Genomic DNA, 26,314 nt, shown 5'->3' on the forward strand with positions numbered 1-26,314 from the left:
ATAATACCTCATTTTGTTTATTCTCTTTATTGTAGCATTTTTTTCGCTTTTTGACAAAAGTAAGAGGAGTCAAAGGACTCCCCGCTACTCTTCAAAATAACTGAGTAAATTTCTATCTTGATTTTCAGATAAAAATCTTTCCTTCTGTGGTCGTTTCTTACGCTTGAGAAGGGCTTCTGCCGACATGGCTTCTTCCTTACTGGCAAAACCTTGAGCATAGATGAGTTTGACTGGCAAGCGTACTCGTGTGTATTTGGCTCCCTTCCCACTATTATGGACAGCGAGGCGTCTCTTCACATCAGTCGTATAGCCTGTATAGTAGGATCCGTCACGGCACTCCAGCACATACATATAAGCCTTATAATCCATAATAAATCTCTTCGAGTTCCGGCGTATAAGAGCCATCATCATTGTGAACAATGAGAGGTGGTAAGACCTTAAAGCCACTTGTTGAACCATCCTTGATAGCTTCAATCAAGAGCATATTGGCTTCCTTTTCCTTTTTTGGATAGACAAATTGCAGACGCTTAGGGGCTAGATTATGCCGTTGTAACGTATCCAAAATATCCAGAAGTCGATCAGGACGATGAACCATGGCCAAACGCCCATTAGATTTGAGAATACTCTGGGCACTACGACAGATTTCCTGCAAATTGGTCGTGATTTCATGTCGCGCCAAGAGATAATGTTCACTCTCGTTCAGGTTTGAATGAGGATCCACCTTGAAATAGGGCGGATTACACAAAATCATATCCACCTTACTTCCCTGGATATAAGCAGGCATATTTTTCAAATCATCACAGATGACCTCCATCTGCTCTTCCAAACCATTCAAACGGACAGAGCGTTCAGCCATATCCGCCAAACGCTCCTGAATCTCAACAGCCAAAATCTGTGCCTGAGTACGAGTGCTAGCAAATAGCCCCACCGCTCCATTCCCAGCGCAGAAATCCACTATCAAGCCCTTTTTAGGAAAACGTGGAAAACGTGACAAGAGAACACTATCCACCGAATAGCTAAAAACCTCTCTATTTTGAATGATTTTAATATCTGTTGAGAAGAGCTGGTTAATTCGCTCCCCTGATTTTAATAATTGTTCTTCTTCCATGGTTCTATTATAGCAGATTTATATTAACATTACAAAAAATATAAAATTCTAAACTACTTCTTCTTTTTTAAATAGTGCAAGGCTTCTCTAGTCCAAATTGGCATCATTCGTTTAAGAGGCGCAAAGCCGTAGTTAAAACGGTCGCTTGAAAAGCGTCTCCGTCTCGGAAACTGGTGCTTTTCTTCCTCCAAAGTGCGGATAGAAAGACTTGCTTTCCCTGTAAATTCATCTAAATCCACTACCTGAACTTGAACCTCTTCATCGACTTTCAAGGCTTCATGAATATTTTCAATAAAGCCTGTCCGAATCTCTGAAATGTGAATCAGCCCCGTATCACCTGTCTCTAGCTCAACAAAGGCACCGTAGGGCTGAATCCCTGTAATACGGCCCTTTAGCTTATCACCGATTTTCATCTTAGTCCTCGATTTCAATTGTTTCAATCACAACATCTTCAACTGGCTTGTCCATAGCCCCTGTTTCAACAGCAGCGATTGCATCCAAAACAGCGTAAGAAGCTTCATCAGCTAGCTGACCAAAAACAGTATGACGGCGGTCTAGGTGAGGAGTTCCTCCTTGGTTGGCATAGATTTCCGCAATCGGTTCTGGCCAACCACCACGAGCAATTTCTTTCTTAGAATAAGGTAGGTGTTGGTTTTGCACGATAAAGAACTGGCTGCCGTTAGTATTTGGACCAGCATTGGCCATAGAAAGGGCACCCCGGACATTGTAAAGTTCTTCTGAGAATTCATCCTCAAAAGATTCGCCGTAGATGGACTCGCCACCCATACCAGTTCCAGTTGGGTCTCCACCTTGAATCATAAAGTCCTTGATAATACGGTGGAAAATGACACCATCATAGTAACCATCTTTTGCAAGAGCTACAAAGTTAGCTACTGTTTTAGGAGCATGTTCAGGGAAAAGTTTAATACGCAAGTCTCCGTGATTGGTCTTAATAGTCGCGATAGGACCTTCTACTGTTTCAATGTCTACTTGTGGGAAATGCAATTCTTTTTCTACCATACCAAATCCTTCTAAGGCATCAAAAATGCCATCTTCTTCTAGTGCTTTTGTAATATAATCTGCTTTTTCTTTGATCTTATCATGAGAAATTCCCATTGCAACGCTGATTCCAGCATAATCAAAGAGTTCCAAGTCGTTGAGGCCATCTCCAAAAACCATGACGTTCTCTGGTTTCAAGCCAAGATGTTCCACAACCTTTTCCACCCCCGTCGCTTTGGAGCCTGAAATCGGCACAATATCAGACGAATGCTCATGCCAACGAACCATGCGAAGTTTGTCTGAGAGACTGTCAGGCAAGTGCAAGTCATCTCCTTTATCTTCAAAAGTCCACATCTGATAGATATTTTCTTTTTCATGGAAATCAGGATCTACATCTAAATCGGGATAAATTGGATTGATAGCTTCACTAATCATATCGGTACGAGTCGACAATTTGGCATCATGACTCCCAACCAAGCCATACTCTATTTCCTCTTGCTTAGCCCAAGAAATATACTCCTCAACATCTGACTTCTCAATCTGATGTTGATAAATAACCTGACCTTTTTTATCTTCGATATAAGCCCCATTTAAGGTCACAAAAAAGTCAGGATTCAGTTCACGAATCTCTGGTACAACACCAAAAATCCCCCGTCCAGAAGCAATACCTGTCAAGATTCCTTTCTCACGTAATTGCTTAAAAACAGTTGGGATTGAAGACGGAATAAAACCTGTCTTGGAATTTCGCAATGTATCATCAATATCAAAAAAGACAATCTTAATCTTTTTTGCCTTGTATCTTAATTTGGCATCCATCTCACTACCTCTTTCAATCTAACTCTTTCCATTATACCATAAAGTAGCTAAATCCCCTATTTTCAAAGAAATTCGCCATCTCTTATTCGAACTTCTTTGATAAGTACAGAACTAAATCATCATTATTTTGAATAGTAGCATTCATTTCCAAGGGTTGATTTCGATACCAGACACCTGTCCCATCTGGAATGTAGCCCCGTCTGATATACAATCTCTGGGCAGGTCCATAGCCTGAGTGCAAACCTACACCCAACGTCACTTTGTCTGAAAAAAACTTAACTCGATTTTCTGCCTCTTCTAGCAGTTGACTCCCAATCCCTTGATTTCGAAAAGGCTCAAACACATTAAAATCTGATAATTCTGGATAGACTTCTGCAAAAGGACCATGTTTAGCAGAGGGCAAAATGGTAACGTAGCCCGCTACAGCACCATCAATCTCTGCAACTAAGACTTCTCTCTCCCCACTTTCCTGTTCCAGAAAATATCTAGCCAAAATTTCCTCTCTACCAGGCCAACCTTGATTCATAAATCCATGAGATAAGGATTCAATATCAGACTTAATCATATTTCTAATCGTACAATTCATCTTTGACTTACCCACCTTTACTCTTTCTATTACTATTATAGCACGCCAAGGTCAGAAAAAAACTATCTCGTGAAAAAAGACCCGTCGGGGTCTTAATTCACTTTCTTGTTTTCAAGCTCATGAAAAAGAGGTCCACTGGACCTGAAAAAAAGACCCAACCGGGTCTTTTCTTTAATCTTCGTTTACGAAAGGCATCAAAGCCATTACGCGAGCGCGTTTGATAGCTGTTGTTACTTTACGTTGGTTTTTAGCTGAAGTTCCTGTTACACGACGAGGAAGGATTTTCCCACGTTCTGAAACGAAACGGCTAAGAAGCTCAGTATCTTTGTAATCAACATATTCAATTTTGTTTGCTGCGATGTAATCAACTTTTTTACGGCGTTTGAATCCGCCACGACGTTGTTGAGCCATGTTTTTTCTCCTTTATAATTTTAGTTGTCCATTAGAATGGTAAATCATCATCTGAAATATCCAATGGATTTGTTGCTCCAAATGGATTTTCATCACGTGAAAAGTCTGGCACTGAATTTGTAGGTGCTGAATAGTTTGCAGTTGGGGCAGAGTAAGCTCCACCTGTATGACCTTCACGCACACTACGGCTTTCCAACATTTGGAAATTCTCAGCCACGACTTCTGTCACGTAGACACGTTGTCCTTGCTGGTTATCGTAACTACGAGTCTGGATACGGCCTGTCACCCCGATAAGTGAGCCTTTTTTAGCCCAGTTAGCAAGGTTTTCAGCCTGTTGGCGCCACATAACGACATTGATAAAATCAGCCTCACGTTCGCCATTTTGACTCTTAAATGTACGGTTTACTGCAAGAGTAAAAGTCGCAACTGCTACATTTGATGGGGTATAACGCAACTCAGCGTCACGTGTCATACGCCCTACAAGTACAACATTGTTAATCATAGTTTACCTTCTTACGCGTCAGTTTTGACGATCATGTGACGAAGAATGTCAGCGTTGATTTTTGAAAGACGGTCAAACTCTTTAAGAGCTGCATCGTCGTTTGCTTCAACGTTAACGATGTGGTAAAGTCCTTCACGGAAATCTTTGATTTCGTATGCAAGACGACGTTTTTCCCAAGTTTTTGATTCAACAACAGTTGCACCGTTGTCAGTCAAAATAGAGTCAAAACGTGCTACCAAAGCGTTTTTAGCTTCTTCTTCAATGTTTGGACGAATGATATAAAGAATTTCGTATTTAGCCATTGATATGTTCCTCCTTTTGGTCTAATGACCCCAAGACTTTGCAAGGGGTAAGTGAGGTTCGCTCACAATAAACTATTATACTAGAAAAAAATTTTTTACGCAAGTAAAAACTCTGGAATTCGAAAAAACGCCACATGGGCGTTTTCCTGTTCTTATGGTTTAATACGGTGTAACATACGTGGGAATGGAATGGCTTCACGGATATGTTTTGTTCCTGCTGCGAAGGTTACCATACGCTCGATACCGATACCAAATCCACCGTGTGGAACTGTACCGTATTTACGAAGGTCAAGGTAGAATTCATACTCTGTACGGTCCATGCCAAGTTCATCCATCTTAGCGACAAGGGAATCATAGTCTTCCTCACGCATAGAACCACCGATGATTTCTCCGTAACCTTCTGGAGCAAGCAAGTCTGCACAAAGCACGCGCTCTGGATTTCCAGGAACTGGTTTCATATAGAAGGCCTTGATGGCTGCTGGGTAGTTCGTGACAAAAGTTGGCACACCAAAGTGGTTTGAAATCCAAGTTTCATGTGGTGAACCAAAGTCATCACCATGCTCAAGATGTTCGTAGTCAGCGTCTTCATCATTCTCATGTTCTTGCAAGAGGTCAATGGCTTGATCGTAAGTGATACGTTTGAATGGCTCTGCAATGTAGCGTTTCAAGAGCTCTGTATCACGTTCCAAGGTTTCCAAGGCTTGAGGCGCACGGTCAAGAACACCTTGTAGAAGAGCTTTCACATAAGCTTCTTGCAAGTCAAGCGACTCATCATGTGTCAAGTATGAGTACTCTGCATCCATCATCCAGAACTCGGTCAAGTGACGGCGCGTTTTTGATTTTTCAGCACGGAAAACTGGACCAAAGTCAAAGACACGACCAAGAGCCATAGCACCTGCTTCTAGGTAAAGCTGACCTGATTGGCTCAAGTAGGCTGGCGTTCCGAAGTAGTCCGTTTCAAAGAGTTCTGTTGAATCTTCTGCCGCATTTCCTGAAAGAATTGGGCTGTCAAATTTCATGAAACCGTTCTTGTCAAAGAACTCATAAGTTGCATGGATAATAGCGTTACGGATTTGCATCACGGCCACTTGCTTACGAGAACGGAGCCACAAGTGACGGTTGTCCATCAAAAAGTCTGTACCGTGTTCTTTTGGTGTGATTGGGTAGTCTTGAGATTCACCGATCACTTCGATGTCTGTGATGTCCAACTCATAGCCAAATTTAGAACGTTCGTCCTCTTTGACAATACCTGTCACATAAACAGACGTTTCTTGGCTCAAGCGTTTGATGACATCAAACTTCTCAAGTCCTACTTCTTCACCAAATTTTTCGACAAAGTTTGGTTTAAAAGCCACACCTTGGAAGAAGGCTGTTCCATCACGCAATTGCAAGAAGGCAATTTTCCCTTTTCCTGATTTGTTGGCAACCCAAGCGCCAATCGTCACTTCCTGACCAACATAGTCTTTTACATCAATAATCGTTACACGTTTTGTCATTATTTTTCCTTTTTCTTTTTTATTCTTTATGGCAAACCACTTCTATATTGTTCCCATCTGGGTCAATCACAAAAGCAGCGTAGTAAATCGGATGCTCACTGCGATAATCAGGAGCCCCATTGTCTCGCCCACCTGCCTCTAAACCAGCCTCATAACAAGCCTGAACTTCTTCCTTATTTTCTGCTAAAAAAGCAAAGTGAATAGGATCTTGTGTCCCCTGAGCCAGCCAAAAATCACCACCAGGATGAGGGCTGTTCGGGGCAAGAAAACTGATTAGAGAACTAGTCTTAAAAGCCAATTTATAGCCCAAAGGAGCGAGAAAACTCTTATAAAATCCTTCTGAAATTTGTAAATCCTTTACCTTAATCTCAAAATGATCAATCATTCTCACTACCCATAAATGCTTTCAAGCGTTTAACTGCTTCTTTAAGCGTGTCTAGGTCTGTCGCATAGCTGAGGCGGACATTTTCTGGTGCTCCGAATCCTGCTCCTGTTACCAAGGCCACTTCGGCTTCTTCTAGGATAGCGGTTGTAAAATCTGTCACATCTGTATAGCCTTTCATCTCCATAGCTTTTTTGACATTTGGGAAGAGATAGAAAGCTCCTTGCGGTTTGAGCACTTCAAATCCTGGCACCTCAGCAAGAAGGGGATAGATGGTATTGAGACGTTCCTCAAAAGCCTGACGCATGCTTTCTACAGTATCTTGCTCACCTGATAGAGCCTCAACTGCTGCATACTGGGCTACTGCTGACGGATTCGAAGTTGTTTGACCTGCAATCTTGGACATGGCAGCAATAATGTTTGCTTCTCCAACGGCATAGCCAATCCGCCAACCTGTCATGGCATAGATTTTAGACACACCATTGATGACCACTGTTTGCTTGCGAATTGCCTCAGATAGGCTAGAAATCGGTGTGAACTCATGACCATTATAGACCAAGCGCCCATAGATATCATCTGCTAGAATGAGAATATCCTTTTCTACAGCCCAGTTTCCGATTGCCAAGAGTTCCTCACGGGTGTAAATCATACCTGTCGGATTGGATGGCGAATTCAGCACCAAAACCTTGGTCTTGTCTGTGCGAGCTGCTTCTAACTGCTCTACGGTCACCTTAAAGTGATTATCTTCCTTAGCAGGAACAAAGACTGGCACACCTTCTGCCATCTTGACCTGGTCTCCATAGCTTACCCAGTAGGGGGTTGGGATGATAACTTCATCACCTGGATTGACCACAGCCATAAAGAAGGTATAGAGAGAATATTTGGCTCCAGCAGCGACTGTCACTTGATTTGGCGCTACAGAATAGCCGTAAAAGCGTTCAAAGTAAGTATTGACCGCTGCCTTGAGCTCTGGCAGGCCTGAGGTTACTGTATAAAAAGAAGCACGCCCATCTCGAATCGATGCAATGGCGGCATCTTGGATATTTTTTGGAGTAGTGAAATCTGGCTCACCCAAGGTTAGAGACAGGATATCTCTTCCCTCAGACTTGAGTGCTTTGGCACGAGCTCCAGCAGCCAAGGTCACACTTTCTTCCATTTCTAAAACACGGTTGGATAGTTTCATAGGCCCTCCTTATTGACCAATACTCCTGTTTCAAAATCTACTAGATAAAAATCAGAGCCTGACTTGACTTCCCAGATTGGTTTGTCTTGATAACGGCCAAAGGTAATCTTGTCAATCTCGCCAGCTCCTTTTTCCTTCGAAACAGCTTCTGCTTTTTCTTGTGAAACACCTTGATTTAGCTGATAAACGTAAATATTGTGGTCATCTTTTCCAATCAGGACAGCAAGTGCTTCTTGTTTTTTATTACGGCCAAGAACGCTATAATAGGATTCCAAGCCATTGTATAAGTCAACCTGATCAGCCTGCTCTAATCCTGCATACTGCTGAGCTAATTTTTCTCCTTCACTTTTAGCTGTTTGATAAGGTTTCATACTCAGAAACACTAGATACAGAAAGGAAGCACTGATAACCACAAACAAAATCGTCATCCCTAGACCATACTGCCACAGTAGATTATTTTTTGCTTTTTTTTGTCTTTTTTTCACTCGTCTATTTTACCATCTATTGGGCTTTATTACAAGTGAATGCAAGAACAATCGCACTTTATTTCTTCCTTCAAACAAAACCGATTTTGAAAGTGAAACAGTTCTTACTTTTTCAGTCACAAATGACTAGAGTTTCCGAAATTTTACAATTTTCAAATAAACTCTGAGCAAATTTCTTGCAAGTTGTTTTGCTTTGTTGTAATATATTTTATAACAACGAGAAAATTCTCGTAAATTTAAGAAAAAGGAGACACATCATGTCTAAAAAAGTATTATTTATCGTCGGATCACTACGCCAAGGTTCTTTCAACCACCAAATGGCGCTCGAAGCTGAGAAAGCACTTGCTGGTAAAGCGGAAGTTAGCTACCTTGATTATTCAGCCCTTCCTCTCTTCAGCCAAGATTTGGAAGTTCCAACTCATCCAGCTGTAGCTACTGCTCGTGAAGCGGTTCTCGCTGCGGATGCTATCTGGATCTTCTCTCCAGTCTACAACTTCTCTATCCCTGGAACAGTAAAAAACTTGCTTGACTGGCTATCTCGCGCCCTTGACTTGTCTGATACACGTGGCGCTTCTGCCCTTCAAGACAAGTTTGTCACCGTATCATCTGTAGCCAATGCCGGTCACGATCAACTTTTCGCTATTTACAAAGACCTCTTGCCATTTATCCGTACACAAATCGTTGGTGATTTCACTGCTGCACGTGTCAATGACTCTGCTTGGGCAGACGGAAAATTGGTTCTTGAAGAAACAGTCCTAAACTCACTTGAAAAACAAGCGGAAGACTTGGTCAATGCGATCAAGTAACTAACATAATAAAAGCGAACAAGACTACTTTTCTGACACTCAGAAGACTAGCTTGTTCGCTTTTTTTCTCATTTATAAACTAAAATAGCTGATGATACATATTGCCAAATACAAAATATCTGATTTCTATACTTCCTTAACAAAAACCAATTCCTGTGGCTGGGACAGATCTTCTCGGTAGGTAAATCCTGCAAAGCTTAAGCGACGAGCTTCCTCCACCGTCTGTACTTGATTTTCTATCAGGGCTGTCAGGAAGGCACCACGCGCTTTCTTGGAAATGGTTGAGTGAATTTTCAGCTGACCGCCTCTATCCTCCATAAATTTGAAGATCACCATTTTTTCTCTGATTTCCTTAGAAAATACCGTCTCAAACTCGGACGACAAGAGGGAGAAAATCACTTCTTCCTGCTTCACAGCTTCATCATAGGCTGCCTTCCAATGACTCTTTAAAGTCTTACCAGCGACTTTTAACTTCATCAAAAAGTCCAAACGGTGAGGGGCCATAGATGACAAGGCTGGAACGACACCGTACAAAGCCGAAGTAATAAAGACATGATTTTCAAGATAGGCTTGTTCCGCCTCGGTCAACTTATCTCGCTTGATATGGCGGTACATAAGCCCATCAAAAAGTTTAAGAGCTGGGTAGTGTTGAGCAGTTTGCCTTTTCAAAGCTTGGATATTTTGACATTCTTCCGCAGCCTTCTCGGCTGATACCTTATAAAAACTCTCCAATTGACTAGCAGAATAGAGGGCCAAGGCATCCAGCACGGCCTGACTTTCTGGTATTAAAGGTGTTGCCTCGATACTCGGCAAGTCTGTGTTCATTTCTTTTGCTGTAGGGATTAAAATTTTCATATTGATAGTGTAGCATATTTTTTAGCCACAACCAAGAAATTCATCTGATACTCAATGAAAATCAAAGAGCAAACTAGGAAGCTAGCCGCAGGCTGTACTTGAGTACGGCAAGGCGAAGCTGACGCGGTTTGAAGAGATTTTCGAAGAGTATGAAAAACCTCGGTTTGACCGAGGCTTCTCTATTTATTTGGGCCATCCTAACCAGATAGCCACGAGAACAAGGGCTGCGCCAGCTAAACTTGTTAAGATAGATAAGAATTTATCTTTTTTCTCCTTGAACTGAGAAAAACCTATCTTCAAAGCGAGCAGTCCAAGTAGCATTGAAGCAAGCATCAAATAAAAACCCATTTCTTTGTCCTCCATTAGTCTTAATTTATTTTATTATAACATATATTTCTTAAATAAACCTTTTTTATACTCAATGAAAATCAAAGAACAAACTAGGAAACTAGCCGCAGGTTGCTCAAAGCACAGCTTTGAGGTTGCAGATAAAGTTGACGTGGTTTGAAGAGATTTTCGCAGAGTATTACTGTACTTTAAAGGTCTTGAGATAGCTGTCTTTTCCTACTTGACCTTCGAAGGTTCTACCATTTTCAAGGTAAGGAAGGTCATCTGATACTGAGGCCTTAACCTTGTAAATCTTGCCATCAACTTTAAAGAAGTAGACGGTGTCGCCCTTGATAACAGCTGATTTGAGGTCTGCTACTACTCCCTTGATGCTTTCTGTCGTTGCATTGTCAATTTCAAGGTCGTTTTTATTGGCATACTTGCTGAGCATCTCTTCCACTGTAGTAGCTACGATAACATTTTGGTACTCGACTGCGTCTACTAGAGCATACTCTTTGACCAAGCCAGCATTGTCCTTCAAACCCATGATGTAGAAAGGCTTGTCATTGAGGTTGATGAGGATTGGGAAGGTTGCTTTGTAGGATTTCTCCTGAACAGCACCTTCTGCTGATTCACGGGCTGATTCTTCTGTCGCAGAAGCCAAGCTATACTTAGTAATTTCTCCTGTTCGCATATTTTCAAGGATGAAACCAAGATTACTCTCATCCGCATTAGCCGACGTCACACCTGTGTAGAGATAGATGTCATTACCGATAGACAAGTAATTATAGCCATTGGTAGTCTGGGTCACATTTTTCTTGGAAATCATGGCATTCAAGAAACCGTCCTTGTACTTGCCGTTGTAGTTGATTTGCTCAATGGTTTCCTCTGCTGGATAGATCCTATCCACCCATTCTGGAACATCTGATAAGCTGTATTCCTTGGTTTCTCCATTTGTAGCATCCAAGATAATGACTGAAGCAGGACGAGGAACCGCAAGTCCAAATTGCTTTTGGTAAACCGTTGCTACATAGAAAGGATTGCCCTCATCGTCCACCTCAAAAGATGGAGTTTTAAAGATTTTGGTCGGGTACTTCAAGCGCAGGTGACGTTTGACATCACGGTTAAAATACTCCGAGTCTGAATACTTGATTGGTGTCTTCAAGTCCACCAAATCCGCATTTCCAGTTACCATGTCCACCTTGATATACTCACCGATTCCCTTAGCTTGATTGTTAAACCACTTGATAGGGTCTGCGTATTCTAGTGGCGTCACTCGATAAGGTTTCCCATCAATTGTCAATTGGGTATAGGTATCTGCCGCTACGTACTGCGACACCTTATCTGTTAGGGAACCCAAGTAGCGGTCACCAATTTTTTCAGCAGTACTTCTATCTAAGATAGGAACCTTACTGGTGTCACTCTTAGGAAATTCAGTAAAGTCTTTTTCCGTAACCGTGACTACATTGGCATAATTTTTAGCCTGAAACATGCTGGAAGTTACCAAGGAAACCAAAGCTGCCAAGAGAAGAATTCCTCCAATCGAAGCTAACAGAATTTTCCCTAACCGATTGATTTTGAAACCCTCAAGATTTAAGGCAGCTTCCGCCTTACCGTGGCGCACATGAACCGTTTTGACAAGGTTTATCCCCTTGCCAAAGCCAAATAAGATTGCCACAACTAACAAATGCCCACAGAGGAAGAAGAGAAATTCCCAGCTGGTCAGGTTAAGGGGCGGTAAAAAGATATACCAGGTCGTTGCGATAAAAATAAGTTCAAAGACTATTCGTTTCATTTGCTTTCCTCCTAAATGATTCGTCCTTCCAAGTGATCCAGCTCATGCTGGCAAATCTGAGCTGGGAAGCCTGTCAAGGTAATGGTCTGTTCCTGCCACTTGCTGTCACGATAGGCAAGCCTTATGGTTTCATAACGCTTAGTTGATCTCACACCTACCAAGGACAAACAGCCTTCTTCTGCCTCATAGGATCCTTCAAAGGACAGAAGCACTGGGTTAAACATGACCACGGGAACCAAGCCAAGATTAAAGATAATCACGCGCTTTTGCACCCCAATCATATTGGCAGCTAGACCAATGCAGGTCTCACGATTTGCTAAGAGTGTATCCTGCAAATCTCTGGCAAGATAAAGGTCTTCCTGACTTGCCGGCTGAGATACCTGAGATAAAAACAAAATATCTTTTACAATTTTCTTTTCCACTTCCTCACACTCCTCTTGTTTTTTACTATATTATAACAATTATAGCACAAAAGCCGATAACTGCAAGCCCTTTCCCTCAACTGTAGCAAAAAGCCATCCGAAGATGACTTTTTTGCTACTTATACTCAATGAAAATCAAAAAGCAAACTAGGAAGCTAGCACAGGTTGCTCAAAACACNNTACGGCAAGGCGACGCTGACGTGGTTTGAAGAGATTTTCAAAGAGTATTAATTTCTTTATAAATTACTTCCATCCCACGCTTAACAGCTGGACGATTGGCAATTTTTTCTGCCCATTTTACTAAATTCTGGTAACTTGAGGCATCCAAGAATTTTGCAGAACCTTGGTAAAGTTTTCCTTGAACTAACTGTCCATACCAAGACCAGATGGCAATATCTGCAATCGTATAGTCATTGCCTGCAATATAAGGTTTCTGAGTCAATTCCTTATCCAATAAATCCAACTGGCGTTTCACTTCCATCGTAAAACGGTTAATAGGATATTCCAATTTTTCAGGGGCATAATTAAAGAAATGTCCAAATCCCCCACCTAGAAAAGGTGCAGCCCCAGCTTGCCAGAATAGCCAATTCAAAACTTCTACCTTTTCCACAGGATTACTTGGTAGAAAGGCTCCAAATTTCTCAGCAAGATAAAGGAGAATATGAGCAGATTCAAAGACTCTTACTTCTTCAGTTCCTGACTGGTCCAACAAGGCTGGAATCTTGGAATTTGGATTGAGCTTTACGAAGTCTGAACCAAATTGATCCCCATCCATGATAGCAATCTTATACAAGTCGTAAGCCGTTTCCTTAAAACCAGCCTCTAGTAATTCTTCCAATAAGATAGTGACCTTCACACCATTTGGTGTTCCCAGTGAATAAAGCTGAAAAGCTTGTTCTCCTTTTGGCAAGTTTTGTTCGAAACGGGCACCTGCTGTTGGTTTATTTAAGCCCGTAAAGGCTCCTTGATTACTAGCTTCATCCTGCCATACGGTCGGTAATTGATATGCTGACATCCGAAACCTCCCTTAAATCGCATTCTTGTCAAAACCGAGTTTGCGTTGAATAAACTTAACGATTTCGACGATGATAATCATTGAGAAGCTTCCAGCCATAACAATTCCCCATTGTGACAAGTCTAGTTTGGTTACGTGGAAGATTCCTTCAAGCGGTTCTACAGCGATTGTTGCCATGAGAAGGATAAAGGATACCAAGATGGACCAGTTAAAGGTCTTAGACTTGAATGGGCCAACTGTCAAGATGGATTGGTAGACAGACTTGACATTGTAGGCATGGAAGAGCTGAATCAAACCAAGGGTTGCAAAGGCCATCGTTAGGGCATCTGCATGAATAGCATGATTGTCACCCACATGAACTGGGTAAGCAATCGCAAGGCCATAAACACTCATAACAAGAGCTGCTTGGAGTACACCTTGATAAATGATAGAACTCAAAACACCACCTGAGAAGAAGCTTGCCTTGCGTCCACGTGGTTTATGATTCATGACACCAGGCTCCGCAGGTTCAACACCAAGAGCGATAGCTGGGAAGGTATCCGTTACCAAGTTGATCCACAAAAGATGAACCGGCTGTAAGACATCCCAACCAAACAAGGTTGATAGGAAGATGGTTAATACTTCAGCAGTATTGGCAGAAAGTAGGTACTGAATAGTCTTTTGAATGTTTGAGAAGACCTTACGTCCTTCTTCCACTGCGACGATAATAGTCGCAAAGTTATCATCTGCAAGAATCATATCAGAAGCCCCCTTAGAAACCTCTGTACCAGTGATTCCCATACCGATACCGATGTCTGCTGTTTTCAGAGCTGGGGCATCATTGACACCGTCACCTGTCATGGCAACGACCTTACCTTGTTTTTGCCAAGCCTTGACGATACGAACCTTGTGCTCTGGAGACACACGGGCATAAACAGAGTATTGACCAACAACTTTTTCAAAGTCTTCATCAGATAATTCGTTGAGCTCAGCACCAGTTAAAACGTGGTCTTCTGTATCGTTTGCATCAATGATTCCCAAACGTTTGGCAATAGCTTCTGCGGTGTCTTGGTGGTCACCTGTAATCATGATTGGACGAATTCCAGCTTCCTTAGCCACACGAACAGCCTCAGCGGCTTCAGGACGTTCAGGATCAATCATCCCAATCAAACCAGTGAAGATTAAATTATTTTCCAGCTCTTCAGAAGTGAGGTTTTCTGGAATGCTATCGATAATCTTATACGCACCTGCAAGGACACGCAAGGCTTGGTGGGCCATTTCAGAATTGTTTGTATGAATGAGGTTTGTGACCTTCTCATCAATCGGAGCAATATCCCCAGCCTTATCACGAAGAACACAACGTTTCAAGAGTTGGTCTGGCGCACCTTTAACAGCTACGAGGAAGCGTCCATCTGCAAGTGGATGAACTGTTGACATGAGCTTACGGTCAGAGTCAAATGGCAACTCCGCCATACGAGGATATTTGTCTAAAAATTCTTTGACATCGTAGCCCTTGTCCAAGGCATACTGGATAAAGGCTGTTTCGGTTGGATCACCAATCAGGTTGCCTTCCACATCGATTTTCGTATCATTGGCCAAGACAACTGAACGAAGGAGGGGCATTTCAAGACCCAGTTCAATGTCATCAGCTGAGTCATGTAGGACTGCATCGTAGAAGATTTTTTCAACTGTCATCTTGTTCATGGTCAGCGTACCAGTCTTATCAGAAGCGATGATTTCAGTTGAACCAAGTGTTTCAACTGCTGGCAACTTACGAACGATGGAATGTCGTTTGGCTAAAACTTGAGTACCAAGGGAAAGAACGATGGTCACGATAGCAGGAAGTCCTTCTGGAATGGCTGCAACGGCAAGGGCAACAGAAGTCAACAACTCACCAAGTGGATCCTTCCCTTGAATGAAGACACCCACTACAAAAGTAACAAGGGCAATGACCAAGATTGCATAGGTCAAGACCTTAGAAAGGTTGTTCAAGTTTTGTTTGAGGGGTGTATCCGTCTCATCAGCGTCTTGAAGCATGCCCGCGATATGACCAACTTCCGTGTACATACCTGTATTGACAACAACTCCCATCCCACGACCGTAGGTTACGTTTGAGTTTTGGAAGGCCATATTGACACGGTCACCAATACCAGCATCTGTCGCAAGCTCGACTGTCAAGTCTTTTTCAACCGGTACAGACTCACCTGTCAGAGCAGCCTCTTCGATCTTAAGAGAGTTGGCTTCTAGCAAACGTAGGTCTGCTGGTACTACGTCACCAGCTTCAAGGGCAACGATATCTCCAGGTACCAATTCTTTAGAGTCAATCTCAGTCATGTGCCCATCACGCAGAACGCGGGCTGCTGGACTAGACATGGATTTGAGGGCTTCGATAGCTTCTTCTGCTTTTCCTTCTTGGTAAACACCAAAGGCAGCGTTAATGATAACCACGGCTAAAATGATAATGGCATCTGCGATATCTTCCCCACCAGAAGTCACGACTGACAAGATTGCTGCTGCAACTAGGATGATAATCATCAAATCCTTAAATTGCTCGATGAATTTGACCAGGATTGATCGTTTCTCGCCTTCTTCGAGTTCATTGTGGCCAAATTCGGCAAGGCGCTTTTCCGCCTCACTTGATGACAAACCTTGCTCGGTCGCATCCACAGCCTTCAAGACCTCTTCAGGACTCTGAGTGTAAAACGCTTGGCGTTCTTGTTCTTTTGACATGTGTCTCCTCCTTGACATTGTGTGCAAAACAGACTCTCTTTTCCCTCATCGCATCTTTTCACGACAAACAAAAAGAGACCTGTTAATCATAACAAGTCTCGCTATTTAAGATAGGGCCGGAAAACATACTTTTCAGTATAAAATTCGGAATGACGACACTATCACAGGTTTCTGCCAGCTACTCCCTTGAGTAGTACTATTATACCAAATTTTGGGTAGTTTTAAAAGAGTAAAAACTACCTTATTTGAATTTTCCCTTGAAAACCAGTATAATGGTAGAATGCTATATGACTAGAAAGGAAGTTGAATGAAGCAATCTATCTCAAATCTCAAGTTAGCTGAACGTGGTGCCATTATCAGTATTTCAACCTACCTGCTCTTGTCTGCAGCGAAATTGGCTACTGGCCATCTTCTTCATTCATCCAGTTTGGTGGCCGATGGTTTCAACAACGTGTCGGACATCATTGGAAATGTGGCCCTCTTGATTGGAATCCGGATGGCACGCCAGCCTGCTGACCGAGACCACCGTTTTGGTCACTGGAAGATTGAAGATTTGGCTAGTTTAGTCACTTCCATCATCATGTTTTATGTTGGCTTCGATGTACTTCGGGATACCATTCAGAAGATTCTCAGTCGGGAAGAAACGGTCATTGATCCTCTGGGTGCAACTCTAGGAATTATGTCTGCAGCGATTATGTTTCTAGTTTATCTCTACAATACTCGCCTCAGTAAGAAATCCAACTCCAAGGCACTGAAGACTGCTGCCAAGGACAATCTTTCCGATGCTGTTACTTCACTTGGAACTACCATCGCCATCCTGGCCAGCAGTTTCAATTATCCTATTGTGGATAAACTGGTTGCCATCATCATCACTTTCTTTATCTTGAAAACTGCCTATGATATCTTCATCGAGTCTTCCTTTAGCCTTTCAGATGGCTTTGACGACCGCCTGCTTGAGGACTACCAAAAGGCTATCATGGAAATTACCAAGATCAGCAAGGTTAAGTCGCAAAGAGGTCGTACCTACGGTAGCAACATTTACCTTGATATTACGCTAGAAATGAATCCTGACTTATCGGTTTATGAGAGCCACGAGATTGCGGATCAGGTCGAGTCTATGCTGGAAGAACGTTTTGGCGTCTTTGATACCGATGTCCATATCGAGCCAGCACCTATCCCTGAAGATGAAATTTTAGACAATGTCTACAAAAAATTGCTTATGCGCGAACAATTGATTGATCAGGGAAATCAACTGGAAGAATTCTTGGCTGACGATTTTGTCTATATTCGTCAAGATGGAGAACAGATGGATAAAGAGGCTTATAAAGCCGAAAAAGACTTGAATTCTGCCATCAAGGACATTCAAATCACTTCCATCAGTCAAAAGACCAAACTCATCTGCTACGAGTTAGATGGCATTGTCCATACCAGTATCTGGCGCCGCCACGAAACTTGGCAAAATATCTTCCACCAGGAAACCAAAAAAGAATAGAGAAATCCTGTCCATGAGACGGGATTTTTCTATTCTTCTAGCTATCAAAGTCACTGAGATACTCATAGCGTTCGTATTTTTCAAGGAGTGCTTCGTTTTTCTCATCTAGTTCTTTTTGAAGAGTCGCTAGCTTACCAAAATCAGAGCCGTTGGCCTGCATTTCCTCTTCAATCGCAGCGATACGATTTTCCAAGTCTTCAATATCGCCTTCAATGCTTGCCCACTCCTGCTTTTCTTGGTAGGTCATGCGTTTCTTGTCTTCTCGAACCTTGACTACTTTTTCCTTTTCGGCCTTTTGCACTTGATTGGCCATCTCTGTTTCAAAGGTTTTTTCATCAAGATAGTCGGTGTAATGACCAAAGAAAGGACGAATCTTGCCATCTTCAAAAGCCAGAATCTTAGTCGCTACCTTATCCAAGAAATAGCGGTCGTGGCTAACTGTCAAAACAGGTCCCGCAAAGCCTTGCAAGAAATTCTCCAAGACTGTCAAAGTTGCAATGTCCAGGTCATTGGTTGGCTCGTCTAAGAGGAGAACATTTGGTCTTTCTAAAAGCAATTTGAGAAGATAGAGGCGTTTTTTCTCTCCCCCAGACAATTTCTCAATCAAGGTTCCATGCGTCGAACGTGGGAAAAGAAACTGCTCCAGCAACTCTGCGATGGAAGTCGTAGAACCACCGCTGGTCTTGACTTCTTCTGCCACTTCTTGCAGGTAATTGATAACTCGCTTGCTTTCATCCAAGCCCTCAATTTGCTGAGAGAAATAGGCGATACGAACAGTTTCCCCAATCACAACTTGACCTGCTGTCGGCTCAAGACTTCCTGCAATCAAGTTAAGGAGGGTAGATTTTCCAACACCGTTGTCCCCAACGATTCCAATACGATCTTTAGCCTGCACCAAGAGATTAAAATCTTGCAAAATAGGCTTGTTTTCATAGGCAAAGGAAACATCCTGAAACTCGATAACTTTCTTCCCAATCCGACTGGTTTCAAAGTTCATGGTCAAGTCTGTCTCAGCAGTACTGCCTGAAACTTCCTTTTTTAGGTCGTGGAAACGATTGATACGAGCCTGCTGCTTGGTCGCACGCGCCTGCGGTTGTCTGCGCATCCAGGCCAATTCTTGTTTGTAGAGTTGTTCTTTTTTGTGGAGAAGAGCCGCGTCGCGTTCATCCTGTTCCGCCTTTAGGCGAACATAGTCCTGATAATTGCCCTGATATTCGGTCAAGCCTGCGCGATCCAATTCGAAAATGCGAGTTGACAAAGCGTCTAGGAAATAACGGTCATGGGTAATAAAAAGGACGGTCTTCTTAGAATTTTTCAAAAAGAGGGTCAGCCACTCAATAGTCGCAATATCCAGATGGTTGGTCGGCTCGTCCAGCAGCAAGAGGTCGTGATTACCAAGAAGAACTTGCGCCAACTGGATCCGTCTTCTCAGACCACCTGACAATTCCCCAACAGGAGTGGATAAGTCCTGAATCCCCAGCTTGCTAAGAACCGTCTTGACCTGACTCTCAATTTCCCAAGCTTGGAGAGAGTCCATTTCTGCCATGACCCGTTCCAAACGCGCCTGCTTGTCCTCACTATAGTTGATCATGATCAATTCGTACTCACGAATGAGCTGAATTTCCTTGAGGTCGCTAGATAGAACCGTATCCAAGACCGTCTTACTATCATCAAAATCAGGATCCTGGGTCAAGTAACCAATCTGGTAATCATTCTTAGCCGAAAAGGGACTAACATCCCCATCAAAGCCAGAAACGCCAGAAAGAACATCTAAAAGGGTGGTCTTCCCTGTTCCATTGACACCAATCAGACCAATTCTATCCAAGTCATGGATGATAAAGGAAATATCCTTAAAAACAGTCTTGTCACCGACGGATTTACTTAGTTTTTCAACAATAAAATCACTCATTTTTTCTCCCTCAGGTAAGTATGGATGGCTTGACGGTCATTTTCCAATTCTCCATCGACAATGGCATACTCAATCTCTGTTAAAATCTCTCCCAAGTCTGGGCCCGGCTGATAACCATATTCCTTGATCAAAATACCACCGTTGATTTGGATTTCTTTCTTGTCATGAATGGTCAAACTCTGATAGGTTTCTGTGATGGCTTGTGGGTTGACTTCTTTTCCTTGGGCCTGACGAAGATTTTCAGCCTGTAAAAGTAAATCCAAGTCAAAGCGGTAACAATCGCGCTTGCTCAATTCTCCCTTTTCACGCAAGGCCAAAATAGTCAGCAAATCTTGTACCTGCTTGCCAAACTGACGTGAGGTCTTCCAAGCTTTCAAAAATGGCTGCGCATTTTCAATCTCCAAAGCCCACAGTAGAGCCGCCCAGGCTTGTTCAGAGGATTCAAAGGTGAAATTAGACTCCAAATCAAACAGTCTGTTGAGCTTGTCCTGGCTAGCTGCCATATCAGGGAGATAATCATAAGCTTGACTCTCAATCATGGAAGCCAAGCCCCTTCTCCAAAACGGAGCTAGCAAGAGTTTATCAAACTCAACGAAGGTACGCTCCACAGAAATTTTCTCCAAAAGCGGTGTCAAGGTCTTCATAGCTTCAAATGTTTCTGGCTCAAGTTCAAAGCCAAGACTGGCCTGAAAACGGAAACCACGCATAATCCGCAAAGCATCTTCGTTGAAACGCTCACTAGCCACTCCAACCGCCCTCAAGACTTGCTTTTCCAAATCTTCTAAACCATGAAACAAGTCAATAATTTCTCCTGTCTCGTCCAAGGCAAAGGCATTGACTGTAAAATCACGGCGCTTGAGGTCTTCTTCTAGCGAGCGAACAAAAGAAACCGCACTAGGTCTACGATAGTCCACATAGACATCTTCTGTCCGAAAAGTGGTTACCTCATACTCCTCATCCCCATCTAAGACCAAGACGGTTCCATGCTCGATTCCGATATCGGCTGTTCGCGGAAAAATCTGCTTGGTCTCCTCTGGATAAGAAGACGTCGCAATATCCACATCATGGATAGGGCGATTGAGGAGGGCATCTCGAACAGAGCCCCCAACAAAATAGGCCTCAAAACCTGCTTCTTTAATTTTTTCTAATACTGGTAAAGCCTTCTGAAATTCAGAAGGCATTTGCGTTAATCTCATAATAAGTGTTCTAATCCATAGACAAGCTCATGACGCTTGACAACTTCTTTAATTCCCAAATTCACCCCTGTCATGAAGGAGCTGCGATCATAGGAGTCATGACGAAGGGTCAATCCTTCTCCTTGATTGCCAAAGATGACTTCCTGATGTGCTACCAAGCCTGGTAAACGAACTGAGTGAATCCGCATGCCATCAAAGTCAGCACCACGGGCACCTGCAATCAACTCTTCCTCATCAGGCGCACCTTGCTGGATTGACTCTCGAACTTCTGCCATCAACTCAGCTGTTTTAATAGCTGTTCCACTCGGAGCATCCTTTTTCTTGTCATGATGGAGCTCAATAATCTCCACATGTGGGAAATATTTGGCAGCCTGCGTCGCAAATTGCATAAGCAAGACAGCACCCAAGGCAAAGTTAGGGGCAATCAAGCCACCCAAATCTTGAGCACGAGAAAATTCTTTTAGCTCTGCAATTTCTTCACTTGTGAAACCTGTTGTTCCAACTACTGGAGCAAAGCCATTTTCAAGAGCAAAGCGTGTATTTTCATAGGCAACAGCTGGTGTAGTAAAGTCTACCCAGACATCTGCTTCAAAACCGACCAAATCAGCCTTATCCTTGAAAACAGGAATACCCTGCCATTCTGATTCAGACTCAAAGGGATCCAAAACTGCTACCAAGTCCAAATCTGAATCAGCCAAGACCATCTGACAAGCAGCTTGGCCCATCTTTCCCTTAAAACCAGCAATAATTACTCGAATACTCATCTCTACTCCTGTCTAAGATACAAAGGACGTTGGCTGCCCATGAAAAATAGGGAATGGCGCTGACTTTCCACGAAAGGCAAGACAGGCATCTTTTTTCAAGAGGCAGGTAATCCATGTTCAATTGCTAAGATACAAAGCCTGTAGGAACACAAAGTGAAAATAGAAGTTCTGATCAAGAAGTGTCTACTCCTTGGAAAATCTATCTTTTTCACACAGGGTTCCAGGCGTGTTCAATTATCAAGATACTAAGGACGTTAGCTGCCCATGAAAAATAGGGAATGGCGCTGACTTCCCACGAAAGGCAAGACAGGCATCTTTTTTCAAGAGGCAGGTAGTCCGTGTTCAATGGCTATGATACAAGATTTCTTAACTAGCCTAGAAGCGCCAACTAAATCACTGGAATATAACCCAGAGCAATGCTTCCTGCACCTAGATGTGTCCCAATGACACTACCAAATGTAGCAAGTGAAATATCTGAACTCAAGCCTGACTCAACCAAGTGCTGACGCAATTCCTCAGCCTTTTCAGGAGCATTTCCGTGAATGACAATGACCCGATATTGGTCTGAAGCCGTTGTTTCCTTGATAATTTCAATTAAGCGTTTGGTTGCTTTCTTTTCAGTACGAACTTTTTCGTACACTTCAATCACACCTTGATCGTTGAAATAAAGGATTGGCTTAATGCTAAGCAAATTGCCCAAAATAGCAGCACCATTTGAAAGACGTCCACCTTTTACCAAATGATCCAGGTCATCTACCATGATAAAAGCTGACGTACGGCTGATTTGAATGGCTAGCTTATCCTGAATGATAGCAAAATCATCGCCCTGGTCACTCCAATTAAAGACGCTTTCAACCATGATACCCAGAGGAGCACTTGTAATCAAAGTGTCTGGAAAAGCAATGGTTAAGCCCTCATATTCATCTATCATATACTGGATATTTTGGTAAAAACCTGAAATTCCAGAAGATAGGAAAAGTCCCAAGGCATGTGTATAACCTTGTTCTTTGAGCGAAGTTAAGATTTCATCTAATTTGGCAATACTTGGCTGACTAGTCTTAGGCAATTCAGAAGCCTGAGCCATTTTTTGGTAAAATTCCTCAGCAGACAGATTGATGCTTTCGACATACTCCTCACCATCAATATTGACAGGAATATCCAAGACGTACAAATCTTCTCTTTGCAAGGTCTCTGCACTGAGATAGGCAGAAGAATCTGTGATAACAGCTAGTTTCATATTAGAACTCCAAATTGATTCCTGGTAAGTCTAATGCAATTTCAGTTACTTCGTAAGTCAAACGGTTGAGCATGTTCAAACTTGGACGAGCCAAAGTTTCCACTTCTTCTTGGTTCAATTCACTTGGTTCATTGACAATACGGCCATCGATATGATTTACCTGTGAAATGGTTCCACTGATGACAAACTTATCAAATACAATCATAAAGGTCAAGATGACAATCAAGGAAGTCACTTGATTTTCTTGATCATGTTGGAGCAATTGGAAGTTCACATCCACCTTAGTTTCAGGAGCTCCATTTTCATTTTCCCATTCAAAATTACGCGCATCAAAATGATACTGACTAACAAATTCTTGTTCACGTTTAAGATTCATGTCTTTCTCCCTTGGCTACAATATTATAAGCTATTGTACCATATTTTTTTATTTTCATCTAGTTTTCTAGGATTTAGTCAATCCCGATTTCAGCTCGAACTACGTCTGCGATGGTATCAACATAGTAGTCTACTTCTTCTGTTGTAGGCGCTTCTGCCATAACACGCAAAAGAGGCTCTGTTCCACTTGGGCGAACAAGGATACGTCCGTTCCCCGCCATTTCAGCTTCCATCTTCTCGATGATAACCTTGATAGCTGGCACTTCCATAGCCTTTTCCTTCATGGCATTTTCCACTCGGATATTAACTAATTTTTGTGGGTAAATGGTTACTTCTGCTGCCAACTCTGACAAGCTCTTACCAGTTTCCTTCATGATTTTGGTCAATTGAACAGCAGATAATTGGCCATCACCTGTTGTATTGTAATCCATCAAGATGACGTGCCCAGACTGTTCACCACCAAGGTTGTAGCCTGATTTTCTCATTTCTTCCACAACATAGCGGTCGCCAACTGCAGTGACTACCTTGTTAATACCTTCACGGTCCAAGGCCTTGTGGAAACCAAGATTAGACATCACAGTTGTCACAATTGTATTCTGAGCCAATTGTCCTTTTTCAGAAAGGTATTTTCCGATGATGTACATGATCTTATCACCATCGACGATGTCGCCATTCTCATCGACAGCAATCAAACGGTCACTGTCTCCATCAAAGGCCAAACCAATCGCTGACCCGCTTTCTTTGACCACTTCTTGAAGGGCTTCTGGATGGGTTGAACCAACATTAAGGTTGATGTTAAGACCATCTGGTGTTTCTCCGATAACCGTCAACTGAGCACCAAGATCAGCAAAAATCTGACGGGCACTGGTAGAAGCTGCTCCATTAGCTGTATCCAAGGCAACCTTCATTCCATCAAGAGGAGTTCCAGTTGAAACAAGGTAGCCTTCATACTTACGCAAGCCTTCTGGGTAATCTACCAAGGTTCCCAAGCCTTCTGCACTTGGACGAGGAAGAGTGTCTTCCGCAGCATCTAGCAAGGCTTCAATTTCTGCTTCTTTTTCGTCATCTAGTTTGAAGCCGTCACCACCAAAGAACTTGATTCCGTTATCAAGGGCTGGGTTGTGGCTAGCAGAAATCATGACACCGGCGCTTGCTCCCTCAGTTTTAACCAAGTAAGCTACTGCTGGTGTTGCCAGAACACCTAATTTATATACGTGAATACCAACTGAAAGGAGACCTGCTACTAGGGCAGATTCTAGCATTTCCCCTGAAATACGTGTGTCACGTCCTACAAAGACTTTCGGTGCTTCCGTTTCATGTTGACTGAGAACATAGCCTCCAAAACGTCCTAGTTTAAAGGCTAATTCCGGAGTAAGTTCTACATTAGCTTCTCCACGGACTCCATCAGTCCCAAAATATTTACCCATTTTTATAAAATCCTTTTCCTATTTTTAATTCGTTTTTGAACTAGTTGCTTTCGTTGACGAAGATGTCTCCGACGAACTGCTTGTAGTTGAATTTGATGTGCTTGAACTTGGTGCTACTGGTTTTGTAGTCACCTTCATTATTGTATCAAAGGGAGTGATAACTGCCGGTAAGACAACACCATTGCGGTCGATTGCCTGCAAAGGTACTGAACCACTGTAATTACCTGTTATGCGTTCGCTGGTTGGCAAGACAGCGATAATCTTATCAATTCTATCCAATGTCTCTTGGTCACTCGTAATCGACACTTCTTCATCTGACACCGTGACATTTTCAATCTGTACCCGACTATCAATTTGACTAGGGTCAATCTCTGGTACAACCTTTACCTTATTCTTCTGAGCCTTCTTACCAATCTTGACTGTAATTTTTTGCGGAGTCGCCACAGCGGTCAGCCCATTGGGTAAATCTTCAATGCTCAAAGGAACTTCAATCGTTCCAACACTGGCATCTGTTAGGTCAGCAGTAACCTTGAATTTACGTGTGCTTTCTTGCATTTCACTAGCTAGCGATAGGCGATTTGCACCAGTCAAGACCACTGATACTTCTGAAGCAAAACCGCTAATAAAATACTCATCACTATTATAGCGTATGTCAATAGGAACATTTGTTACTGTATTCGTATAGGTTTCCGTTTTTACCTGCCTAGCACTGGTACTGTTTTGAAAATTCGTCGCCGTAGCATATACAAATAAGACACAAGCAAAAAAGAGTGAGGATATGATATATAAACTATTTTTTCTCATGTTTCCATCCTCCTAGCAATCGTTCTTTAAAACTAAGACCTGCTTCCTCTTTTGGAAGTAAGATTTCACGTAATTCTGTTTCAAATTCATCAAGTGTTAAGTTGTGCTTAAAGCTTCCATTATAGGTTATCGAAATTCCTCCCGTTTCCTCTGATACGACAAAAGTCAAGGCATCTGAGACTTCTGATAAACCGATAGCCGCCCGGTGTCTGGTCCCAAATTCCTTGGAAATCCCTGTACTTTCTGTCAAGGGCAGATAGGCAGACGTCACAGCGATACGTTCTTCTCTGATAATCACCGCACCATCATGCAGAGGAGTGTTGGGAATAAAAATGTTAATGAGAAGTTCCGCAGAAATCTTAGCATCCAAGGGAATTCCTGTCGAAATATACTCCTGCAAGGTACGTACACGCTGAATAGCAACCAAGGCCCCGATTTTACGAGGACTCATGTATTCAACAGACTTAACAAAGGCACGAATCATCTGTTCCTCAGCACTAATAGGGGCATTGGAAAAGAAATCTGTCGCTCTTCCCAAACGTTCCAAACCAGTCCGAATCTCTGGAGAGAAGATAACAACCGCCGCAATAACCCCATAAGTAATAATTTGATTGATTAACCAAGAAATCGTAGTCAAGCCAATCATATTTGCAAGGATTTGAGCTAAAATAAACACCAAAACTCCACGTACCAAAATCATAATCTTGGTTCCTGCAATAGCTTTTGTAAAATGATATAAAATATAAGCAACAATCAAAATATCAATCAGATTGATAGCTATCGTCCATGGACTTGCAAACAAACTGGTCCAATATTGCAGATTGGATAATTGTTGAAAATTCATCCCTGATATCCTCCCTATCAAAACACTTTCGTCCTATTATACCATTTTCTGGCATTTTTTTCCCTAT

Annotated in this window: 28 protein-coding genes; 2 read left to right on the top strand and 26 right to left on the bottom strand. The window is 42.5% G+C overall.

Features of this window, described 5'->3' with window-relative positions; genetic code table 11:
- Nucleotides 1-84: 84 nt before the first annotated feature.
- The 12 genes from HT669_RS05715 to HT669_RS05770 all read right to left on the bottom strand — a co-directional run bounded on the left by HT669_RS05715 (nucleotide 85) and on the right by HT669_RS05770 (nucleotide 8,270).
- Nucleotides 85-369, bottom strand: coding sequence for a GIY-YIG nuclease family protein (locus HT669_RS05715; protein WP_023940249.1), 285 nt, complete (start codon nucleotides 367-369; stop codon nucleotides 85-87).
- Entirely contained in the window at nucleotides 359-1,108 is a 750-nt protein-coding gene (locus HT669_RS05720; RefSeq protein ID WP_000390770.1) for a tRNA1(Val) (adenine(37)-N6)-methyltransferase, read from the bottom strand. The genes HT669_RS05715 and HT669_RS05720 overlap by 11 nt, the downstream gene beginning before the upstream one ends.
- A gap of 53 nt (nucleotides 1,109-1,161) precedes the next feature.
- Entirely contained in the window at nucleotides 1,162-1,521 is a 360-nt protein-coding gene (locus HT669_RS05725) for a S1 RNA-binding domain-containing protein (protein ID WP_000689593.1), read from the bottom strand.
- A 1-nt stretch (nucleotide 1,522) separates the two neighbouring features.
- Nucleotides 1,523-2,923: a bifunctional Cof-type HAD-IIB family hydrolase/peptidylprolyl isomerase gene (locus tag HT669_RS05730; RefSeq protein WP_023940251.1), complete on the bottom strand. Its 1,401-nt coding sequence runs from the start codon at nucleotides 2,921-2,923 to the stop codon at nucleotides 1,523-1,525.
- Nucleotides 2,924-3,005: 82 nt separating this feature from the next.
- The gene (locus HT669_RS05735) at nucleotides 3,006-3,509 is read right to left on the bottom strand and encodes a GNAT family N-acetyltransferase (RefSeq protein WP_031222773.1); all 504 of its coding nucleotides are present in this window, start codon (nucleotides 3,507-3,509) and stop codon (nucleotides 3,006-3,008) included.
- 171 nt (nucleotides 3,510-3,680) lie between these two features.
- On the bottom strand, nucleotides 3,681-3,920 hold the full coding sequence (gene rpsR, locus HT669_RS05740) for a 30S ribosomal protein S18 (protein WP_000068664.1): 240 nt from the start codon (nucleotides 3,918-3,920) through the stop codon (nucleotides 3,681-3,683).
- 31 nt (nucleotides 3,921-3,951) lie between these two features.
- Nucleotides 3,952-4,422 carry a single-stranded DNA-binding protein SsbA gene (gene ssbA / locus HT669_RS05745; RefSeq protein ID WP_000609606.1) on the bottom strand — a complete coding sequence of 157 codons (471 nt, stop codon included), beginning with the start codon at nucleotides 4,420-4,422 and terminating at the stop codon, nucleotides 3,952-3,954.
- A gap of 11 nt (nucleotides 4,423-4,433) precedes the next feature.
- A complete protein-coding gene (gene rpsF, locus HT669_RS05750; RefSeq protein WP_001151784.1) occupies nucleotides 4,434-4,724 on the bottom strand; it encodes a 30S ribosomal protein S6 in 291 nt (96 codons plus the stop codon).
- A 152-nt stretch (nucleotides 4,725-4,876) separates the two neighbouring features.
- Nucleotides 4,877-6,223: an asparagine--tRNA ligase gene (asnS, locus tag HT669_RS05755; RefSeq protein WP_161802379.1), complete on the bottom strand. Its 1,347-nt coding sequence runs from the start codon at nucleotides 6,221-6,223 to the stop codon at nucleotides 4,877-4,879.
- Between the two features lie 16 nt (nucleotides 6,224-6,239).
- A complete protein-coding gene (locus HT669_RS05760) occupies nucleotides 6,240-6,605 on the bottom strand; it encodes a VOC family protein (RefSeq protein WP_000565214.1) in 366 nt (121 codons plus the stop codon).
- Complete coding sequence (locus HT669_RS05765; protein WP_000777796.1) at nucleotides 6,598-7,785, bottom strand: pyridoxal phosphate-dependent aminotransferase; 1,188 nt, start codon at nucleotides 7,783-7,785, stop codon at nucleotides 6,598-6,600. The genes HT669_RS05760 and HT669_RS05765 overlap by 8 nt, the downstream gene beginning before the upstream one ends.
- Nucleotides 7,782-8,270, bottom strand: a complete 489-nt coding sequence (locus HT669_RS05770) for a DUF5590 domain-containing protein (protein WP_000747177.1) — start codon at nucleotides 8,268-8,270, stop codon at nucleotides 7,782-7,784. Before HT669_RS05770 ends, HT669_RS05765 begins: the two co-directional genes overlap by 4 nt.
- 257 nt (nucleotides 8,271-8,527) lie before the next feature.
- Here HT669_RS05770 and HT669_RS05775 point away from each other — a divergent pair, with 257 nt between their 5' ends.
- Complete coding sequence (locus HT669_RS05775; protein ID WP_000039623.1) at nucleotides 8,528-9,076, top strand: NADPH-dependent FMN reductase; 549 nt, start codon at nucleotides 8,528-8,530, stop codon at nucleotides 9,074-9,076.
- Between the two features lie 126 nt (nucleotides 9,077-9,202).
- Here the strand turns inward: HT669_RS05775 and yaaA are convergent, their stop codons facing one another.
- The 6 genes from yaaA to HT669_RS05805 form a co-directional block, all read right to left on the bottom strand.
- The gene (yaaA, locus tag HT669_RS05780) at nucleotides 9,203-9,931 is read right to left on the bottom strand and encodes a peroxide stress protein YaaA (RefSeq protein WP_023933180.1); all 729 of its coding nucleotides are present in this window, start codon (nucleotides 9,929-9,931) and stop codon (nucleotides 9,203-9,205) included.
- A gap of 183 nt (nucleotides 9,932-10,114) precedes the next feature.
- The gene (locus HT669_RS05785; RefSeq protein ID WP_000508264.1) at nucleotides 10,115-10,279 is read right to left on the bottom strand and encodes a YczI family protein; all 165 of its coding nucleotides are present in this window, start codon (nucleotides 10,277-10,279) and stop codon (nucleotides 10,115-10,117) included.
- Between the two features lie 178 nt (nucleotides 10,280-10,457).
- Nucleotides 10,458-12,053 carry a hypothetical protein gene (locus HT669_RS05790; protein ID WP_000822860.1) on the bottom strand — a complete coding sequence of 532 codons (1,596 nt, stop codon included), beginning with the start codon at nucleotides 12,051-12,053 and terminating at the stop codon, nucleotides 10,458-10,460.
- Nucleotides 12,054-12,064: 11 nt separating this feature from the next.
- Nucleotides 12,065-12,475: a peptide deformylase gene (locus tag HT669_RS05795; RefSeq protein ID WP_000412227.1), complete on the bottom strand. Its 411-nt coding sequence runs from the start codon at nucleotides 12,473-12,475 to the stop codon at nucleotides 12,065-12,067.
- A 217-nt stretch (nucleotides 12,476-12,692) separates the two neighbouring features.
- Nucleotides 12,693-13,490: a glutathione-dependent disulfide-bond oxidoreductase gene (gene yghU / locus HT669_RS05800; protein WP_001277397.1), complete on the bottom strand. Its 798-nt coding sequence runs from the start codon at nucleotides 13,488-13,490 to the stop codon at nucleotides 12,693-12,695.
- 12 nt (nucleotides 13,491-13,502) lie between these two features.
- Nucleotides 13,503-16,199, bottom strand: coding sequence for a cation-translocating P-type ATPase (locus tag HT669_RS05805; RefSeq protein ID WP_172922210.1), 2,697 nt, complete (start codon nucleotides 16,197-16,199; stop codon nucleotides 13,503-13,505).
- Between the two features lie 307 nt (nucleotides 16,200-16,506).
- On the opposite strand from HT669_RS05805, the gene mntE reads away from it, so the two are divergent.
- Nucleotides 16,507-17,691: a CDF family manganese efflux transporter MntE gene (gene mntE, locus HT669_RS05810; protein ID WP_172922686.1), complete on the top strand. Its 1,185-nt coding sequence runs from the start codon at nucleotides 16,507-16,509 to the stop codon at nucleotides 17,689-17,691.
- A gap of 37 nt (nucleotides 17,692-17,728) precedes the next feature.
- On the opposite strand, the gene HT669_RS05815 is transcribed toward mntE, so the two are convergent.
- From HT669_RS05815 to cdaA, 8 genes are all read right to left on the bottom strand, one after another.
- Nucleotides 17,729-19,600, bottom strand: coding sequence for an ABC-F family ATP-binding cassette domain-containing protein (locus tag HT669_RS05815; RefSeq protein ID WP_172933655.1), 1,872 nt, complete (start codon nucleotides 19,598-19,600; stop codon nucleotides 17,729-17,731).
- Nucleotides 19,597-20,796, bottom strand: a complete 1,200-nt coding sequence (locus tag HT669_RS05820) for a CCA tRNA nucleotidyltransferase (RefSeq protein WP_345789519.1) — start codon at nucleotides 20,794-20,796, stop codon at nucleotides 19,597-19,599. Before HT669_RS05820 ends, HT669_RS05815 begins: the two co-directional genes overlap by 4 nt.
- The gene (gene dapB / locus HT669_RS05825) at nucleotides 20,793-21,560 is read right to left on the bottom strand and encodes a 4-hydroxy-tetrahydrodipicolinate reductase (protein ID WP_172922213.1); all 768 of its coding nucleotides are present in this window, start codon (nucleotides 21,558-21,560) and stop codon (nucleotides 20,793-20,795) included. Before dapB ends, HT669_RS05820 begins: the two co-directional genes overlap by 4 nt.
- A 388-nt stretch (nucleotides 21,561-21,948) precedes the next feature.
- Nucleotides 21,949-22,797 carry a DegV family protein gene (locus HT669_RS05830; RefSeq protein WP_172922214.1) on the bottom strand — a complete coding sequence of 283 codons (849 nt, stop codon included), beginning with the start codon at nucleotides 22,795-22,797 and terminating at the stop codon, nucleotides 21,949-21,951.
- A gap of 1 nt (nucleotide 22,798) precedes the next feature.
- Complete coding sequence (locus HT669_RS05835; protein WP_101501306.1) at nucleotides 22,799-23,173, bottom strand: DUF1149 family protein; 375 nt, start codon at nucleotides 23,171-23,173, stop codon at nucleotides 22,799-22,801.
- A 73-nt stretch (nucleotides 23,174-23,246) separates the two neighbouring features.
- The gene (glmM, locus tag HT669_RS05840; RefSeq protein WP_119941948.1) at nucleotides 23,247-24,599 is read right to left on the bottom strand and encodes a phosphoglucosamine mutase; all 1,353 of its coding nucleotides are present in this window, start codon (nucleotides 24,597-24,599) and stop codon (nucleotides 23,247-23,249) included.
- Between the two features lie 24 nt (nucleotides 24,600-24,623).
- Nucleotides 24,624-25,403 (bottom strand): CdaR family protein, encoded by a 780-nt coding sequence (locus tag HT669_RS05845; protein WP_050153432.1) that lies wholly within the window; start codon nucleotides 25,401-25,403, stop codon nucleotides 24,624-24,626.
- Nucleotides 25,390-26,247 (bottom strand): diadenylate cyclase CdaA, encoded by an 858-nt coding sequence (gene cdaA, locus HT669_RS05850; RefSeq protein WP_050089436.1) that lies wholly within the window; start codon nucleotides 26,245-26,247, stop codon nucleotides 25,390-25,392. The genes HT669_RS05845 and cdaA overlap by 14 nt, the downstream gene beginning before the upstream one ends.
- Nucleotides 26,248-26,314: the final 67 nt, after the last annotated feature.

The organism is Streptococcus sp. 2100 (genome assembly GCF_013276335.1).
Classification (GTDB): Bacteria; Bacillota; Bacilli; order Lactobacillales; family Streptococcaceae; genus Streptococcus; species Streptococcus pseudopneumoniae.